A 16,991-nucleotide genomic window follows, 5' to 3' on the forward strand; every position below is an offset into this window, starting at 1 on the left:
ACTGAAAGCGGATCGCCGAAACCACATGTCGCAAACTGGCCAGCGCGTAGATTGGCGCCGAGTACGGGTTCGACATGCGCAGGTGACGATAACTAAATGGCAAGCGCCCCCGCCTGAGGCCCCTCAGGACTAAAATGATCTTGAGACAGTTTCAAATGCGCATCCTCAAGCGGCGGCCGCCAACCGCACAAGGATGAGCACAACGTGACGAGCGCTCTGGAGCGTAGAGGGGACTAACCCGACAATCCCTTCCTTTGCGACATTGCGGCGGGGAAAAAGATTACGAGATGGAGCAGGCGTATTGCCAAAGGGGTCCAGCAGCGAGAGTTCGCGTTTTCCGCCTCGGCTGTGAACCCGCTTCCATTCGCTGATCTTGCTCAGGTCGAGGTCTACTTGCCATCGAGGGCTCATGTCCCAGCTCATAAGCAGGCGGTTGGGTAGGTCTCGGCCAGCACACGGCCCGGTGGCACTCCTGGGGTCCACACCGCAGGTTCAAACTGACCACCGACCCAGGGTTCGAAGACGTTCCCGATCGGAACACCGAGCAGATTGTGCTCGCTCTCCCTCAAGTTACTGAAATCTTCGTGAAGACATTGAAGGCGTCGCAAAGGACGCCTCGACAACGACGGAGTCGCTTTAAGGGCCCGGCCACCGGATGCTTAGATCTCGTTGACAAGGGGTGCTATGGGATCATAACGTACCTAATTGGTATAACAGGTATGCCACATGATCGGAGTTCTGATCAAACAGCGGAAGCTTTCGGACGAGGTGGCAGCGCACCTCGAGCGGATGATCCGAGAGGGAGAGTTGGCCGAAGCCGACCGTCTCCCATCTGAACGGGAACTCATGCGGCAGTTCGGGGTAGGGCGGCCTTCCATCCGTGAGGCCCTGCTGCATCTGAGCAAAATGGGCCTTGTCGAGATAAAATCGGGGGAGCGTGCCCGCGTCACTCGACCCACTCCTCAATTCGTGATCGACGCCCTTTCAGGGCCGGCTCGGCACATGATTTCGGCGCCGGGAGGGGTTCACGACTTCCAGAGCGCGCGGCTGTTTTTCGAGGTCGGTCTTGCCCGCAACGCCGCTGTGCATGCTACCCCGGAAGACGTTGAAAGCCTCAAGGAGGCGCTCGAACTCAACCGGCAGTCGATCGGCGATCTGGCGCGCTTCGAGCGCACGGACGTAGACTTCCATTACGTGCTGGCGGTAATCACCCGCAATCGGATCTTTACAGCTATTCACGCGGCCTTAGCTGAATGGTTGCTCGAACAGCGTCGCACCACATTGGCCAAGGGTGAAGACCGCAAGGCTTACCAGGCTCATCGCGAAATCTTCGAGGCCGTCGCCGCGCGCGATCCAGACGCGTCAGAGGCGGCCATGCGCAGCCATCTCGAATATGTGGCCAAGCGGTATCTGCAACTTGCGAGGCCCAAGTGATGACCGGATTTGTCGTCTGGGTCGATTTCCGCCTGAGGCCTGGTGCCCGGGACAGATTCCGAGAACTTGTCGACGCCAATGCGACCGCCTCGATGCGCACCGAGGCCGGCTGCCGCCGCTTTGACGTGACGGAGGCGCGCGGCGAACTGGATCGGGTCCTGCTCTATGAGATTTACGATAGCGAGGCCGCATTCGAGGACCACTGCCGCACCGCTCATTTCGACGAATTCAATACGCAGAGCGCGCCGCTCGTCGTGACCAAGTTGGTGACGACCTGCGACCTCGTTCTTGAAGCCACGCATTGAGGCGAACATAGGCGGATTGGCCCATTGGGGCGAACGGGAGGAAGTGCATGTCGGAGCCAAGTCTCAGGGCGTTAGTTTCTCACAGGCGGGTCAAGCTCGGCACGCTCGTCGCCGAGTTCGCCACGCCGGGAATCGGTCACATCCTGAAGTCCGCTGGCTGCGATTTCGTCTTTTTCGACATGGAGCATTCGGGATTTAGCTTGGAAACGCTGAAGAGTGCGATCCGTTATTTCGAGGCGGCCGATCTGCCGGTCATGGTGCGTGTGCCGTCGCAGGACTACCATTTCCTCGCCCGCGCCATGGACATGGGCGCCGAAGGCCTGATCGCGCCGATGGTGAGCAGCGTCGAACAGGCGCAGCACATCATCAACTCCATGAAGTACCACCCTGCCGGCGCCCGCGGTGTGGCGCTGCAGATCGCTCATGACCGCTACCGCCCAGGCTCGGTCGCTGATAAATTCGAGGCCGCCAACAAGCGCTCCACGTTCATCTGCCTGATCGAGACCGCCGACGGCGTCAAGAACATTGACGGCATCGCGGGACTGGACGGGGTTGATTGTCTTTGGGTCGGACATTTCGATCTGTCCGTCTCGCTCGGCATTCCTGGCGACTTCGCCCACCCCACTTTCACTGCTGCAATGGCCAAAATCGTTGCCGCCGCCAAGAAGCACAACAAATCGCTTGGACGCTTGGTGCCCAACGTCGCCCAGGGACACGAGTTCTACGCACAGGGCTTCGATTTCATTTGTTATTCAGGCGACGTTTGGGTCCTGCACGACGCGATCGCCGACGCGGTTTCCAAGATCCGGGCCGGGTGCCAATAGGAGCGGAGGAGACGATGGACAGCGTGAAATTCAGGGTGGCGCTTTCCGGTGATTTCCGCAGGCCGGACGGCTCGCCGACCTACCCAGATTTCGATCTGGAACCGCTGCGCAATGCGACAGGTGTCGAGATGGTGTTCCTCGAGTCAAACAGTCCGCTTCGCGCCGACCAACTTGAGGATTTCGATGCGCTGATCCTCCTCGCCCATCGTTTCGATGCCACGAGTGTCCCCAGGAGCGGCCGCCTGGCCGTCGTTGCCCGCTTCGGGGTCGGCTACGACACTGTCGACGTTGAGGCATGCACCGCAGCCGGTATTGCCTTGGTCATCACGCCCGATGGCGTGCGACGGCCCGTCGCCGTATCCGTCATCACCTTCATGCTGGCGCTGACCGGCAAGCTGCTGACAAAGGACGCGCTCACCCGCAAAGGGTCTGTTGGTTTTGAGAAGCGCTCCGAACATATGGGGGTCGGCCTCGTCGGGCGTATGCTTGGGTCGCTGGGCATCGGCAACATCGGTGCCGAGGTCTTCCGCTTGGCGAAGCCCTTTGACATGCAATTCATTGCCCATGACCCGTTTGCCGACAAGGGGGTCGCTGCCGACCTGGGCGTCGAGCTGGTCGGGCTGGAGGATCTGTTTCGCTGCGCCGACGTGCTGTCGGTGAGTTGCCCCCTGTCGCCCCAGACCCACCACATCGTCAATGCGGAGCGGATCGCGCTGATGAAGCCGACAGCTTACCTGATCAACACCGCGCGCGGCCCGATCGTCGACCAGAAAGCGCTGACGCAAGCGCTGCAGGAGCGCCGCATCGCCGGCGCCGGTCTCGACGTGCTGGAACAAGAGCCTCCCGAGGCAGACGATGCGATCCTCAAACTCGACAATGTCATCCTGGCGCCGCACGCGCTTTGCTGGACCGACCAGTGCTTTGCCGGCAACGGTGCCGCCGACGTCAAAGCGGTAATGGAGGTGCAGCGTGGTCGCGAGCCGCGCGGCGTGGTCAATCGCGAGGTGCTTTCGAGCGAGCTGTGGAAGACCAGGCTGTCTGGGCTCGCCGCCCGCTTTGGAACCTAGGAGGACACTGATTTTCGGCGCGCCGCCGCGGCCTGTTTGCGGCGACCTTACGGGAGGAAATGCTTGACCGCTGCGCCGGCGGACGAGTGAAGCAAAAGGAAAATGGGAGGACCAAGCACTATGAACGATCGTGAAAAACGTGACTTTCAGGCAGGTCTCGAAGCAGAGGTCGACGCCTTCATGCGCGGCGAAACCACCCGCCGAACTTTCATCACCCGCTTCGGTCAGATGACCGGCATGTTGGCCGTGTCCGGCCCGCTGCTGGGGATGATGACCGATTGGGCGCTGGCGCAGCAAACATTGGAATTGGCGGACGGCACGTCGCCGCTCGGCCAGGCGCAGGCCGCAGCCCTGAAAGCATCGAAGGAAGGGCCTGCGGACGGTTCCGCCTTTCGCGCGGCGGAGGCGGCCAAGGCGCATTCGGGCGTCACCCTCAACATGACCTACGAGGCTGGCCTGCAGGCACTCGACCCGCGCAATTTCAGTGGGCCGATGTGGGAGCAGCTTACCGGGATGAAGTCGAATGTCGTCGAGCTGTCGAACCCGGACCAGTACTCCAAGGCGGTCGCCGAGCACATCGCCGGCTCGGGTGCCTATGACGTCCTCGACATCTCGCCGGCCTGGACGCCGTCGCTTGCCGATGGCGGCGTCATCGCCCCTCTAGACGACTACATCGCCAAATACATGAACCCGGCAGACCTCGAGGACTATCATCCCCTGTACAAGGCGCTGCCGACCTACAAGGGTAAGATCTGGGGGTTCTTCGACGACGGCGACATGTTCGCTCTCTACTACCGCAAGGACATTTTCGAGGACCCTAAAATGGTGGAGGCTTACCAGGCGAAGTTCAACGCCAAGCTTGGACCGCCCAAGACATGGGAAGAATATGCCCAGATCGCCCAGTTCATCACCGACCAGATGGCGCCAAAGGTCTATGGCGCGGGACATTTCCGCAAGGCGGGCAGCCCCGGCAATCAGTTCGACTTTCTGCAGCAGTACCGGGCCAACGGCGGAAAACTCTTCGGCGACGACATGAAGGCAGGTTTGGTTTCGGATGCCGGCGTCAAGACGCTGACAAACATGCTCGCCGCAAACAAGGCCTCGATCCCCGGCAACAACGAGCTCGACGCCGTCTCCTTGTGGGCGGCTTTCCTGACCGGCAAAGTCGCGATGATCTATTCCTGGCCTCCTAGCGGCCGTATGGCGGCCAACTATTCGCAGTCGGCCACGGCAATCAACTTCATTCCGCAGTCCCAAATCGCCGGCAAGGTCGGCTATGCCGTGGTTCCGGGAAATCCGGAACATGCCACCGGCTACAACAAGGCACTGTCGGCCGACTCGCCCAACGCTGAGGCGGCGTATCTGTTCATGCAGTGGGTATGCTCGCCACCCGTCTCGCTGGCACGTTGCATGCTGCCCTACGCGCTACGCGACCCGTACCGCATCTCGCACTTCAAGTCCGAGCTCTACGGCGCGCTCTTCCCGAGTGCCAAGGAGTACCTTGCCAACCTCAACAACTCGGCAAATGTCGGTCTGCTCGACCCGATCATGCCAGGCGCGCAGGACTACTTCTTGAGCATCGATCGCATGTGCACGGCGGTGTGGGCTGGTGCGGATCCGAAGGCGTCGCTTGAAACGGCGGCCGCCGAGTGGAACGAGACGACCGACCGACTGGGTGTGGATTCGCAGAAGGGCTTCTACACCGAGTTCTTGAAACTGCCTGGCGCCACCGCCGACAACACGGTGGAAAAACTTGGCATGGCGGTCACCCTCTGAAGGGAGGCGGACTCTCTGGAGCAATTGGTGTTGCGGGCGCTTGGCTCGCAACACCTCCCCGCTAAGCGGCGATTGGATACGCCTATGCAGCCCACAGCCACGATCCGCCATTTGAAGGCCGCCGGCGCACCGCCCCGGCTGTCTGCCTTTGCCCAATGGGCTGACCGTCATTTCAAGTGGCTGCTGGTCGCCCCCGCTGTGCTGCTGATATTGGCACTGTCGATCTATCCGCTTCTGTTCTCGCTGGTGGTATCCTTCATCAACTACGACTTCCAGGTGCCGGGCCACGCCTTTGTCGGATTGAAGAACTTCGAGCGGGTCGTGTTCGATCCCGTAGCACGTTGGTCCCTGTTGCTGACAGCATCGCTGTCGGGCATCAGCGTCGCTATAGAATTCGTTCTCGGCCTCTTGGTGGCGCTGACAATGGTGCGCAGCTTTCCGGGCCGCGGTGTGATCATGTCGATCCTGATCGTGCCGCTGTTCATCAGTCCGGTCATCGTCGGCCAAGCCTGGACGCTGCTTTTACAGCGGCCTTTCGGACCGACGAACTATATCCTGACGCAACTATTGGGGCAGGAGGTTACGATCGGCTGGATGACGGAGCGCCCGTGGCTCTACGTCTCGCTGATCATCGCCGATGTCTGGCAGTGGACGCCGTTCATGTTCGTCATCCTGCTCGCCGGGCTGACCGCAATCCCACCCAATCTCTATGAGGCGGCAGAACTCGACGGCGTCAACGCCTGGCAGGTTTTTTGGGCGATCACGCTCCCGCATCTCGGGCCGATGATGCTGCTGGCGCTGACCTTCCGTCTGCTCGACGCAATCCGTATGTTCGACACCATTTTCATCATGACAGGGGGTGGCCCGGGAACACAAACCTACACGGCCTCCTATTATCTTTATACCATCGGCTTCACACAGTTTCATCTGTCGCAGGCAACAGCAGGAAGTTGGCTGTTCCTGATCTTTACGGCGCTCATCGTGACGTTGCTGGTGCGTCGGCTCTTGAAGGTAGAACCGGTCTGATGGCCGCCGTCGCGCCCGCCCGCCGCAGGAAACGCCGGTCGTTGCCGATCGGCCGAATTCTGCTGCTGGGGTTCTTCCTGGTGTTCGTGCTGTGGCCGCTCTACTGGATGTTCAACACCTCCATCAAGCCCAGCGACGACTACCTCACCGTACCGCCTGTCTGGTTCCCCGCCGCTCCGACGCTTGTCCACTACAAAGCTGCGCTGTTCGCCTATCGTGGTCTCGACGGGCTCATCAACAGCCTGATTATTTCGCTTTCGGCCACGGTGCTTTCGGCGCTGCTCGGCACGCTGATGGCCTATAGCCTGGCGCGCTACGACACCGGCGGCAAGCATCTGTCTTTCTGGGTGCTGTCGCAGCGCTTTTTGCCGCCGATCGGGATCGTGCTGCCGGTGTTCCTGATCTATCGCCAGGTCGGGCTCTACGACACTCATGTCGGCCTGATCATCGCCTATACGGTCTTCACGCTGCCGGTCTCGGTGTGGATGATGTTCGCCTATTTCCGCGGCATGCCGAAGTCGATGGAGGAGGCGGCCCTCGTCGATGGCTGCACGAGATGGGAGGCGTTCTGGCGCGTTGCCGTGCCGCTCGCAGCACCGGGCATCGTCGCGGCGGCTGTGTTCGCCTTCATTGCATGCTGGACGGAGTTCTTCTTCGCTCTGATCTTGACCAGCCGAACTGCCTTTACACTGCCAACGGTCTTCCGCGCCTTCATCGGCTTCCAGGGCGCGCAATATGGCGAAGCCGCGGCCCTTGCCATCGTCTCCCTTGTGCCATCGATCGCCCTTGGGGTCCTTGCTCAACGTCATCTGGTGCGCGGGCTGACGCTCGGCGCCGTTCGCGGTTAGGAAAGCTCCCGCATGGCCGAAGTCAGAATTACCGGCTTGCACAAGCGCTACGGCGCATTCCATGCCGTGCGCGGCATTGACCTCCACATCCGCGACGGCGAGTTCACGGTCCTGGTTGGGCCCTCCGGTTGCGGCAAGAGCACTCTGCTGAGGACCATCGCAGGACTGGAGGAGAGCTCACAAGGCACGATCGAGATTGGCGGCGAGGTGGTTAATGATTTCCGGCCGCGCGATCGCGACGTGGCAATGGTGTTTCAAGATTATGCGCTCTATCCGCATATGAGCGTGGCCAAGAACATTGGCTTTGGCCTCAAGGCTCGCAAGATGCCGAAGCCAGAGGTCGAGTTGCGCGTCGCCGAGGCGGCACGCATGCTTGGCATCACTCCGTTGCTGGGGCGTTTTCCGCGCCAATTGTCAGGTGGCCAGCGCCAGCGCGTCGCCATCGGCCGCGCCATAGTCCGCAACCCCCGCATTTTTTTGTTCGACGAGCCGCTGTCCAACCTCGACGCACAACTTCGCGACGAAATGCGCGGCGAAATCAAACGCCTTCACCAGGACATTGCGACAACGATGATCTACGTCACCCATGACCAGATCGAAGCGATGACGTTGGCTGACCGCATCGTGCTGATGCGCGACGGGTTGATAGAGCAGCAGGGCGCGCCACTCGAGTTGTTCGAGCACCCGGCCTCAACGTTCGTCGCTGGGTTCCTGGGTTCGCCGCGGATGAGCTTCCTGCCAGGTACCCTTGCCTTGGACGCAGGCGCCGCTGCCATCCGGCTCGCGGATGCACTGCTGCCTTTAGCGCCCGGCAGGGGGCTGAAGGGCGTCGCGGACGGACAGCAGGTGCTGCTCGGGTTGAGGCCAGAACACCTCACTCGTGCGCACACTGCAACGCCGGAGCAGGGCACGTTTCGCTATGAGGCAACGATCGACCTGCTGCAGCCGACCGGCTCGCGCAGTTACGCGACATTCCGACTGGCCGGCGCGCCGGTGATGGCTGAGCTGCAGGCGCACGATGTCAGCCGTCCGGGCGAGAAGCTTGCGATCGACATCAACATGAACCGGGCCTCGATCTTCGACGCCACGACGGAGCGCGCAATTTGACCTCGGCAGCTTCCCTGGCAGTCCGCTTGTGTGGCACCGAAGAGCTCGAGGCACCGCTGCGCACGCTGCGCGCCGGATCCTTGTCGGTCGCGTTCGACAATGGGGCGTTGCGTTACATCCACGTTGGGACGATCGAGGTTTTGCGCGGAATCTCGTTTCTTGTACGGGACGAAAACTGGGGAACATGTACCACCGTTCTCGATGATCTGCGGATCGACGAGAGGCCGGATGCGTTCGCCATTGAATACCGTGCAACATGTGCTGCAACATCCGGCCGCCTGATTTACCGGGCGCGCGTCTCAGGCCGTGGCGATGGTGCGCTGTCGTTTGTGGCGGAGGCAGAGCCCGAGACTGACCTTTTGACGAATCGGACCGGCTTCGTCGTCCTTCATCCGATCGAGGGCTTAGCCGGCAAGCCGATAAAGGTGCTGCATGAGGATGGTCACGACGAGCTATCGTTCTTTCCGGACCACATCGATCCAAAATGTCCGTTCACCGACATCCGGGCGTTGTCGCACGAGATCGCGCCTGGGATCTGGGCGACATGCACCATGGAGGGTGATGCCTTTGAGATGGAGGACCAACGCAATTGGTCTGACGCCTCGTATAAAACATATGTCCGCCCTCTGCGTCGCCCGTGGCCTTACAGACTGCCCAAGGGCCAGAAATTCACGCAGGCCGTCCGGCTTCACGTGTCAGGAACGCTCCCTGCCGGGACGTCTGAAAATCGCAATCCACTCATCAACCTGACGATCGGCGGACCGGTCGGCCGAGTGCCCCGCACTGGCGTCGGCGTCGCCGCCGACGAGGCAAAGCACGCGCTCGAAGCCCCCGAGCTCCTACGACGAATGTCTCCCCAGTGGATGGTCTGCCAGGTCGATCTCCGGATCGCACACGGCCAGGACGAACTAGAAAGCTACGCCGCGCTCGCACGGCTGACCGGCGCTGGAGTGGTCCTCGAGATTATCACCAAGGGCACGCGCGATCCATTCGGCGAATTGGCGCCGGTCGCGGATGCTGTCCACTCACTCGGCCTCAAACTAGAAGCTGTCTCCGTCTTTCCGGCGCAGGACATGACATCCGTACAGCCGGGAGCACCGTGGCCGACTATGCCCAGCTTCCACGAAAGCTACTCCGCCGCTCGCCGGGCTTTCCCGGGCATCGCGCTGGGCGGCGGCATGGCCGCTTACTTCACCGAACTCAACCGCAAGCGTCCGCCAGCCGAAGCGCTCGACTACGTGACCTTCACCACCTGTCCCAGCGTGCACGCCGCAGATGATGTCTCGGTGATGGAGACACTTCAGGCAATCCCCCATCTAATCCGCTCCGCGCATGCTTTCATGGGGGAACGCTTGCCACTGCGTATCGGTCCCATCCAGCTCGGCTGCCGTGAGAACCCATACGGAAAATCCACTACGCCGAATGAAGCGAACGCTCGCGTCTGTCTATCGCGCATTGATCCTCGTCAGCGCGGGCTGTTCAATGCGGCTTGGACTGTCGGATATTTCGCGGCCTGCGCTCGCGAAGGAATCGAGGCCGTCGCGTTCGGTGACTTCGCCGGCCCCTTTGGCCAAATCCATAGGAAGGCTGATTTCGTGCAGCCATGGTATGATCAGCAGGATGGCCCAACGGTCTATCCCGCTTTCCATGTCTTGGCTGGTCTCTCAAAGCTCGGCGGAGCCACCTTGCTGTCCGTAGGAACTTCCGGCGCTGACGGCGTCGCCACGATCGCGGCTGAAAAAGATCGCCGCGTGACCCTGTGGGTCGCTAACCTTACCGCCAAGACGCAATCTGTGCGGCTTTCGGATTCGCCGAGCAGCGCCCGCATTGCTCTTCTCGGCGCCGAGCAGTTCGAGCGGGCGGCAACCGATCCCGACTTCATGGAAAGTTCCGCAAGACCGCTGGATGATCAAAGCATCTCGCTTGGCGCCTACGCCGTCGCGCGAGTCGACCTCGATCGATCGTCTTAGGCCTAGCCGATGTTCGCTGTTTGGCCAAACCCCCGTCAAAGATGAGGGTGGTAGTTCCATACTCTAAGGCAGCGCGTGGAATCCATCTCGCTTATACGTTCTACTATCGCCACGGCGACCAGGCTCGCTAGGTTCCGCCTGCCGAGACGCCAAGTTTTGAGGCCGCTCGCGCCGAAGCGATCCGTTGCGGAATCGGCCTGTTGGCTGATCTGGGCGATGACGATATGACCGGATGGTTAGTGCGCATGCGCGATCAGGCAGGCAACGAGCTTCGCACGATCAACGTCTGCGAGGCCGAAGCCGCACCGCAAACGGAAACAAGCCGGTTAGGCAGCACCGCTCACGTCTGTGTCGATACGCCAGCCCTTATTCAATTAGATCGTCGCCAGTCGGAACTTTTGTGATGTTGAGCCCTTGTCCATTGAACAGTGGAGGTACCAATGGCTAACCTGGGAAAATTGGCGATCGCGATGCTCGGCGTCTTGGCATACCAAAATCGCGACAAGATCGGCGACATGATCCGTGGAGCGGGTGATCGCAACCCAAATGATCCGCAAGGCGGGATTCTGGATCAGCTTTCAAAAGGCGTTTCGGGGACCGCGCTTGGCGATATTCTCGACCGGTTCAGAGGGGCAGGCGCCGGATCGAAGGTCGATTCGTGGGTAGGCACCGGGCCGAACGAGCCGATCCAGCCAAGCGAGGTGGAAGCAGCCATAGACGAAGACACCCTGACTTCCCTCTCGATGCAGACCGGCCTTTCGCGCGAGGAGCTCATAAGCCGGATCACGCGAGATTTGCCTGAGGCCGTCAGCAAAATGACGCCTACTGGTGAATTGCCCGTTGAGGCGCCGAAAAGCTCCGGTGAGACGACCTTGCTCGACGACGTGCCATCGCACAGGACGCAAGCGAATTCAGGCGGCCAAAGCGATATCTAAGGTGACGGCTATCCATCAGGGAGAGATACTAAATCGTACTGGCGCGCGAGTTGGCATGATCGGGCAGGGCGGTCACGGTGGTCATACAGCAAACGTACTTGCCGAGTTGGATCTATTGGCCGCGCTACTCGATTCCCGCTGGCGCATTCCAGGCACATCAATTCGTTTTGGACTGGATGCGCTCGTAGGTCTGGTCCCCGTACTCGGAGATGCGGCAACGGGCATTGTCTCGGCCTACATCGTCTTGCGAGCTCGAAACGTCGGTGCCGGAAATGGGTTGGTCGCCCGCATGCTAGGCAACGTGCTGCTGGATACGCTCGTAGGAAGTGTCCCAATTCTCGGCTCGATCTTCGACGTCTATTTTAAGGCGAACAATCGCAACATCACTCTGCTGCGCCGCCACATCAACAAGTGAGGCGGATAACCAATCGTCGCGATGCAATTCTTCTAAAAGGCTCGGAACCGACAGGGGCGCTGGGGCTTGAGTCGCGATTCCTGGAGTCGCGAGCATATGACCAGTGCCATTGACCGGCTTTCGTTCATTGAGTTCCAATCGCCCACACTGGTCGAGAAAGCTCCCGAAGGCGGAGATTGGCTTCACGAGATCAAATATGACGGCTACAGGACGCAGCTGGTCGTTGAAGGCGGAAAGGCGCGAGCATTCACGCGTCGCGGCTACGATTGGTCCCACCGTTACAAGAGGATTGTTCAGGCCGCGGCAAGCTTGCCGGTCAAATCCGCTATCATCGATGGTGAAGCTGTCGTCCTGGGCGACACCGGCCTGCCGGACTATCAAGCCCTGGAACGTGAGCTGGGCAACCCAAGTTCGCTGCGGATGACTCTCTACGCTTTCGACCTCCTGTACCTCGATGGCCGTGATCTACGGGAACAACCGTTAGTGAAGCGCAAGGCTGCGCTGAAGAAGCTGCTGACCGAAACCGAGCCAACCCTGACTTATGCCGAGCATCTGGAGGTGAACGGCAAGGATATGTTCGACCATGCCTGCCGGATGGGCATAGAGGGAATCGTATCGAAGCGAGCGGATGCTCACTACCGCTCGGGCGTCCAGACCAGTTGGGTCAAGGTCAAATGTGTCAAGAGCGACACTTTTCCAATCGTGGCTTTCGTCGAGAAACTTGGCGCGCAGCCGCGCCGCATCGCATCGTTGTACATCGGCAGGCGAGAGGGCGACCGGCTGCTTTATGCCGGGAAGGCCCAGACCGGCTATACGCTGGACGCAGCCCGGCGCGTTAGGGAGCGGCTTAATCCGCTTGTTGTCGCCAAGTCACCGCTGTCGGAGCCGATCAAGAAGCCCAAGGCGACATGGGTCAAACCAGACGTTCTTGCCGAGGTACAATTCAGTGGCGTGTCTGACCGCGGCATCTTGCGGGAGGCGGTCTTCAAGGGACTACGCGAGGATCTTAAGGCAATCCCGCCCAAGCCTCCATCGCCCTCCAAGCGGAGGTCGGAAGGACAACACGGCGTCCCGCGCGAGAACATTCTCCAGCTGCTACCCGATGCGGTTGCACCTTCCAAGGAAGAGCTGGCAGACTATTGGCGCCGGGTCGCTGATCAAGCTCTAGTTCATCTGGTTCGGCGACCGCTGAAGCTGGTCCGCCACGCCTCCGGCGCAACCTTCTATCACAAGGGACCGCTACCTCGGATACCGTCGTCCGTGCACCAGCTCCGCGTTCAAAAGCGCGAAGGCGGCGAAGGCATTCGGGTATGGATAGATGACATGGATGGTCTGCTTGGCTTGGTCGAGATGGATGCCGTTGAGCTTCATCCTTGGAACGCGACGATTGAAGACATCGAACATGCGGACCGGCTCGTCCTCGACCTCGATCCCGGAGAAGGCGTGCCATGGGACGCTGTGATCGAGGCCACGCTGGCGCTACGGGGCATCTTGGAAGCGGCAGGCTTGGAGAGCTGGCCAAAGGTCACTGGCGGCAAAGGCATCCACTTGATGGCCCCGCTCGTTGCGAAGATGACCCATGACAGCGCCCGGAAACTGGCCAAGTCGCTCGCCCACCGTCTGGTTGATACCGATCCTGACCGATACCTGTTGTCAGCTGACCCCGCAGCCCGAGGAGGCCGGATCTTTCTCGACTATCTCCGCAACGGACGGGGCAATACCGCAATAGGCGCTTTTTCCCCGCGAGCGCGGCCCGGCTTCCCAATTGCCCACCCGGTCACATGGAAGCAAGTCGAGGCGGGCATCCGGCCAGACGTTTTCACGCTCGCGCAGCCTTTCAGACCCGCTCGTCGAAAAGCCGCGTGATGCGTCGCGACCATCAGCCGATATCAGCCCGTTTTCTTGCCTCGCGTTCGAGCCTCTTCCGGTCGTTGCCGTGTTCTCTGATTAGCTCGCGGACCTGTTCTGGCGTGATACGATGCTGTTTGGCGAAATAGCGAACCTCATAATCTTCATCGACTGGTACACGATTGCGATCTCGAAAATCACGCTTGCTCTTATCGTCTGCCATTATCTTTCCTCCTGATCAGAGAAACAACGACCGACGTTGTATGTTCCCGGCGCCTCACTTCGGCCGCCAGAGGCGCGGGCTGTCCGACCGTACTGGGGCCGCAGGCATTGCGAAAGTGATCTGGCGAAAGTTGGTTGGCCAAAGGCGAGGGTGATTTCGTTTGCTGTTCGGGATAGCTGACCGTCGATCGAGCCTGCCTGCGGGCCTCTTGTTTTTTTACGACGCCAGTCGGAACCCCGACGGGTCGCAGATGGTTCAGATGCGCATCCGGGCTATCAACGAGGATCGTGAGCAAAATGGCGGGGGGTGACCACGAAGGCGACAAAGCTGCGCTCCGGGAAAGCCCAAAGTTTCGTCTAGGACGCATGACCCGGGTCACAGTGCCGCGGCACGTGTTCGACTTCATCACCAAGGTCGGCCGCATAGACCACGCCGGAGCTCTCGCAATGTTGCAGAGGCATATGGGAGATCGAGAGGCGGTCTTTTCGGAACTGATGGCTCGGCCAGAGCGCTAGACCAGCCTGCCGAGTGACGCTCAGTTAATCCCTATCGCGGCGCCCAGCCTGCCTTTCCGTTGCCGCTCAGTAAGCCGGCACAAGGCGCGTGTTTCGCAACGGCAAGGCCATGGTGAACTGCAAGCCGTCACGATGGTAGTTCAATTCGATCTTTGCGTTGCATTGCACGGTCACGACTTTTTCCAGAAGTGTCGTGCCAAACCCCCGGCGACTGGGCTGCTCTACTTTCGGCCCATCTCGTTCCCGCCAGTCAAGATTGACGATCTGTGTATCGCCGGACCCGCCTAACGACCAGCGGACATCAAGGCGGCCTCCCGTTTGCGAAAGCGCGCCAAACTTCGACGAATTGGAGGCCAGTTCGTGGAAAGCCATCCCGACGGGGACCGCAATGTCGGCGACTAGCGCTACGTTCGGGCCTTCCATAACGATACGCGGCCTGTCGCGCGTCTCATAGTGGTCAAGCTCGCTTTCGAGCAGCTTGTGCAGGGAGGCAGTCTGCCAATAATCGTCGGTAAGCATCGAATGGGTCTGGGCCAGGGAAACGAGCCTGGCTGAAAAATCGCGTACGAAATCATCGACGTTGCCGCTCGACTTGGCCGTCGCGCCCATCATGGCGCGAACGTTGGCCAGCGTGTTCTTGACGCGGTGATGCAGCTCGCGGATGAGCAATTTCTGCCGATCGGCGACCTCCCGCTTCTGTTCGATGTAGGACTGGACCTCACGCTGGCGGGCGCGGGCACGCAAGGCGGAGCGCACCGAGTTGGCGAGGCTCGAAGCCAGAAATGGCCGTTCAAGCACGATCAGATAGCGGTCCAGAAATGCCATCCGCGTGTCGACTTCGTTCCCCCGCATCGTCAGAAGCACGATCGGAAAATCCGACCATGCGGGTTGGGCTTCAAGCCAGGCCGCAAACTGCGTTCGATCGGAACTGAGCAGGGCCTCCTCGGCCACGACAAGGCACTGAGCCTCGTCGAGAAGCTGCACTGCCTCTTCCAAGCTGCCGCACACACGCGAGGCAATCTGGTTTGTAGCCAGGATGGAGGCCGCGATCCTCGCGTCACGGCCAAGCGGCGCCAGCACGAGAACGGCGGGGCTGGACGACATCACAGCGCCTTATCCCTCAGAAGGTCTGTCGGCTTGCCTTCAAATTCCGGAGATCCCATCAGGATGCCGCGGAATTGTTCCAGTGGCTCACCTACGGCCACGCCGTTACCGCCGATTTTAAACTCACGAATCGTCTCTTCGTGGGGGCCGACACGTTTCTTGACAACGGAAATCGCGCGTCTCAACTGACCTGCGTTCTCGAAGAAGCGCAGAAGCATGATGGAATCGCAGAGATAGGTCATGTCGACCGGCGCTGCCGTTTGCCCAAACAGCCCGTGATTGGCCAACAGCAGGATCGTCGCCACTGCCTTCTGATTGAGATAGGTGAGGATCTCGTGCATCTGAAGCACCAGATGTTGTTCTTCGGACATGGCATTGAGATAGCCAGTTAGGCTGTCGATCACGACGATCCGCACATTGGATTCTTCGACGGCCGCTTGGATGCGCGAAGACAATTCGCCTGGTGAAAGCTCAGCCGGATTGACAGATTCAAGCATCAGCGTGCCGTCCTCGGCAAACGGCTCCAGGTGCATGCCGAGCCCGGCGGCGCGCGCCAAGAAGATGCGCTTTGTCTCGTCAAACAACAGCACCAGCACACGCTCGCCACGCTCGAGTGCGGCATAGCAATAGGTGCAGGCAATGGTAGACTTGCCAACGCCAGACGGCCCCATCAGCATCGTGCTGGTACCACGGGCCAGCCCGCCGCCAAGCAGGGTGTCGATCCGGTTGTTGCTCATGGCCGGCGTATCATGCTCGGCCACCTCATGCTCGGCTGCAACGAGCCGCGGATAGGCGATAACGCCGCCTGGGCGAATGACGAAATCGTGAAAGCCGCCCCGGATCTGCACGCCGCGCATTTTGATCACGCGTAGCCGCCGGCGCTCTCCACCATAGACGGGCGACAGCTGCTCCATCCGAATGACGCCGTGACTGATCGAATGCAAATTGAGATCATCCTGCTCAGCGGTCAGGTCGTCGAGCATAAGCACCGTCACATTGTTGAGCATGAAGAAGCTCTTCAATGCCAACACCTGGCGCCGATACCGCAGTGACCCTTGCGATAAAAGTCGAATTTCAGAGAGCGAATCGAACACCACGCGATCGGGTCTGACGCGTCCGATCTCGGCCATGGCAGACTGCACGGTTTCGCCGAGTTCCAATTCCGAGGAATGGATCAATGTCTGTAGCTGCGCCGGATCGAAACTGAGCTCCGGCGGCACAAGTTCAAGAATTTGCACCCCCTTCAGGTCCCAGCCGTGACGGCCAGCAACCGAGAGCAGTTCGCGCTTGCTTTCTGACAAAGTGATGTAAAGGCATGTCTCGCCTTTCTTGGCGCCCTCGATCAAAAACTGGAGGCCAAGAGTGGTTTTTCCAGAACCTGGTTTCCCTTCGATGAGATGGGAGCGGTTCCTGGCGTAGCCGCCACGAAGAATGTAGTCGAGCCCGCTAACTCCAGTTGCGATCGCTGAGGCGTCGTCTCTGTCCAACTAATCCCCCAATGTAATTTCGAGAACCAGATAACGACGGGCACCTTTGGCGGTTCCACGTCTCTCGGTGAGCGCTATTGTCGTGAGACGAAAAGGCGACAGAAGCG

The 16,991-nt window shown here is 60.3% G+C and carries 15 protein-coding genes and 1 pseudogene; 13 read left to right on the forward strand and 3 right to left on the reverse strand.

Annotation, left to right across the window (positions count from 1 at the left end):
* Window positions 1–726 precede the first annotated feature (726 nt).
* From nanR to ligD, 13 genes and pseudogenes are all read left to right on the forward strand, one after another.
* Entirely contained in the window at window positions 727–1,434 is a 708-nt protein-coding gene (gene nanR / locus NKJ78_RS02175; protein WP_023693327.1) for a transcriptional regulator NanR, read from the forward strand.
* Window positions 1,434–1,739, forward strand: coding sequence for a putative quinol monooxygenase (locus NKJ78_RS02180; protein WP_023669450.1), 306 nt, complete (start codon window positions 1,434–1,436; stop codon window positions 1,737–1,739). The genes nanR and NKJ78_RS02180 overlap by 1 nt, the downstream gene beginning before the upstream one ends.
* Before the next feature lie 47 nt (window positions 1,740–1,786).
* Window positions 1,787–2,563, forward strand: a complete 777-nt coding sequence (locus NKJ78_RS02185; protein ID WP_023749392.1) for an HpcH/HpaI aldolase family protein — start codon at window positions 1,787–1,789, stop codon at window positions 2,561–2,563.
* Window positions 2,564–2,577: 14 nt separating this feature from the next.
* Window positions 2,578–3,630: an NAD(P)-dependent oxidoreductase gene (locus NKJ78_RS02190; protein WP_352459453.1), complete on the forward strand. Its 1,053-nt coding sequence runs from the start codon at window positions 2,578–2,580 to the stop codon at window positions 3,628–3,630.
* Window positions 3,631–3,750: 120 nt separating this feature from the next.
* The gene (locus NKJ78_RS02195) at window positions 3,751–5,406 is read left to right on the forward strand and encodes an extracellular solute-binding protein (protein ID WP_023739346.1); all 1,656 of its coding nucleotides are present in this window, start codon (window positions 3,751–3,753) and stop codon (window positions 5,404–5,406) included.
* A gap of 84 nt (window positions 5,407–5,490) precedes the next feature.
* A complete protein-coding gene (locus NKJ78_RS02200; protein ID WP_023682275.1) occupies window positions 5,491–6,432 on the forward strand; it encodes a carbohydrate ABC transporter permease in 942 nt (313 codons plus the stop codon).
* Complete coding sequence (locus NKJ78_RS02205; RefSeq protein ID WP_023827582.1) at window positions 6,432–7,280, forward strand: carbohydrate ABC transporter permease; 849 nt, start codon at window positions 6,432–6,434, stop codon at window positions 7,278–7,280. The genes NKJ78_RS02200 and NKJ78_RS02205 overlap by 1 nt, the downstream gene beginning before the upstream one ends.
* A gap of 12 nt (window positions 7,281–7,292) precedes the next feature.
* Window positions 7,293–8,387: an ABC transporter ATP-binding protein gene (locus NKJ78_RS02210; RefSeq protein WP_352459452.1), complete on the forward strand. Its 1,095-nt coding sequence runs from the start codon at window positions 7,293–7,295 to the stop codon at window positions 8,385–8,387.
* Entirely contained in the window at window positions 8,384–10,357 is a 1,974-nt protein-coding gene (locus NKJ78_RS02215; protein WP_352562333.1) for a D-apionate lactonase family protein, read from the forward strand. The genes NKJ78_RS02210 and NKJ78_RS02215 overlap by 4 nt, the downstream gene beginning before the upstream one ends.
* Before the next feature lie 155 nt (window positions 10,358–10,512).
* Window positions 10,513–10,761 (forward strand): annotated as a pseudogene (locus NKJ78_RS02220) (hypothetical protein); the annotation flags it as partial.
* Between the two features lie 36 nt (window positions 10,762–10,797).
* On the forward strand, window positions 10,798–11,292 hold the full coding sequence (locus tag NKJ78_RS02225; RefSeq protein ID WP_023682271.1) for a YidB family protein: 495 nt from the start codon (window positions 10,798–10,800) through the stop codon (window positions 11,290–11,292).
* Between the two features lie 55 nt (window positions 11,293–11,347).
* Window positions 11,348–11,707, forward strand: a complete 360-nt coding sequence (locus tag NKJ78_RS02230; protein WP_032998960.1) for a DUF4112 domain-containing protein — start codon at window positions 11,348–11,350, stop codon at window positions 11,705–11,707.
* Window positions 11,708–11,803: 96 nt separating this feature from the next.
* A complete protein-coding gene (gene ligD, locus NKJ78_RS02235) occupies window positions 11,804–13,573 on the forward strand; it encodes a DNA ligase D (RefSeq protein WP_352459451.1) in 1,770 nt (589 codons plus the stop codon).
* Window positions 13,574–13,586: 13 nt separating this feature from the next.
* On the opposite strand, the gene NKJ78_RS02240 is transcribed toward ligD, so the two are convergent.
* The 3 genes from NKJ78_RS02240 to NKJ78_RS02250 form a co-directional block, all read right to left on the reverse strand.
* Window positions 13,587–13,778, reverse strand: a complete 192-nt coding sequence (locus NKJ78_RS02240; RefSeq protein WP_084014408.1) for a DUF3606 domain-containing protein — start codon at window positions 13,776–13,778, stop codon at window positions 13,587–13,589.
* Between the two features lie 581 nt (window positions 13,779–14,359).
* Window positions 14,360–15,397, reverse strand: a complete 1,038-nt coding sequence (locus NKJ78_RS02245) for a sensor histidine kinase (protein ID WP_023740290.1) — start codon at window positions 15,395–15,397, stop codon at window positions 14,360–14,362.
* Window positions 15,397–16,884: an ATPase domain-containing protein gene (locus NKJ78_RS02250; protein WP_023742796.1), complete on the reverse strand. Its 1,488-nt coding sequence runs from the start codon at window positions 16,882–16,884 to the stop codon at window positions 15,397–15,399. The genes NKJ78_RS02245 and NKJ78_RS02250 overlap by 1 nt, the downstream gene beginning before the upstream one ends.
* Window positions 16,885–16,991 lie beyond the last annotated feature (107 nt).

It is taken from the genome of Mesorhizobium sp. M0037 (assembly GCF_040323635.1).
Classification (GTDB): domain Bacteria; phylum Pseudomonadota; class Alphaproteobacteria; order Rhizobiales; family Rhizobiaceae; genus Mesorhizobium.

Excerpts from the sequence above, each read along its gene's own strand:
- nanR (WP_023693327.1), top strand. The coding sequence starts at position 727 with ATGATCGGAGTTCTGATCAAACAGCGGAAGCTTTCGGACGAGGTGGCA.
- NKJ78_RS02180 (WP_023669450.1), top strand. The coding sequence starts at position 1,434 with ATGACCGGATTTGTCGTCTGGGTCGATTTCCGCCTGAGGCCTGGTGCC.
- NKJ78_RS02185 (WP_023749392.1), top strand. The coding sequence starts at position 1,787 with ATGTCGGAGCCAAGTCTCAGGGCGTTAGTTTCTCACAGGCGGGTCAAG.
- NKJ78_RS02190 (WP_352459453.1), top strand. The coding sequence starts at position 2,578 with ATGGACAGCGTGAAATTCAGGGTGGCGCTTTCCGGTGATTTCCGCAGG.
- NKJ78_RS02195 (WP_023739346.1), top strand. The coding sequence starts at position 3,751 with ATGAACGATCGTGAAAAACGTGACTTTCAGGCAGGTCTCGAAGCAGAG.
- NKJ78_RS02200 (WP_023682275.1), top strand. The coding sequence starts at position 5,491 with ATGCAGCCCACAGCCACGATCCGCCATTTGAAGGCCGCCGGCGCACCG.
- NKJ78_RS02205 (WP_023827582.1), top strand. The coding sequence starts at position 6,432 with ATGGCCGCCGTCGCGCCCGCCCGCCGCAGGAAACGCCGGTCGTTGCCG.
- NKJ78_RS02210 (WP_352459452.1), top strand. The coding sequence starts at position 7,293 with ATGGCCGAAGTCAGAATTACCGGCTTGCACAAGCGCTACGGCGCATTC.
- NKJ78_RS02225 (WP_023682271.1), top strand. The coding sequence starts at position 10,798 with ATGGCTAACCTGGGAAAATTGGCGATCGCGATGCTCGGCGTCTTGGCA.
- NKJ78_RS02230 (WP_032998960.1), top strand. The coding sequence starts at position 11,348 with ATGATCGGGCAGGGCGGTCACGGTGGTCATACAGCAAACGTACTTGCC.
- ligD (WP_352459451.1), top strand. The coding sequence starts at position 11,804 with ATGACCAGTGCCATTGACCGGCTTTCGTTCATTGAGTTCCAATCGCCC.
- NKJ78_RS02240 (WP_084014408.1), bottom strand. The coding sequence starts at position 13,778 with ATGGCAGACGATAAGAGCAAGCGTGATTTTCGAGATCGCAATCGTGTA.
- NKJ78_RS02245 (WP_023740290.1), bottom strand. The coding sequence starts at position 15,397 with ATGTCGTCCAGCCCCGCCGTTCTCGTGCTGGCGCCGCTTGGCCGTGAC.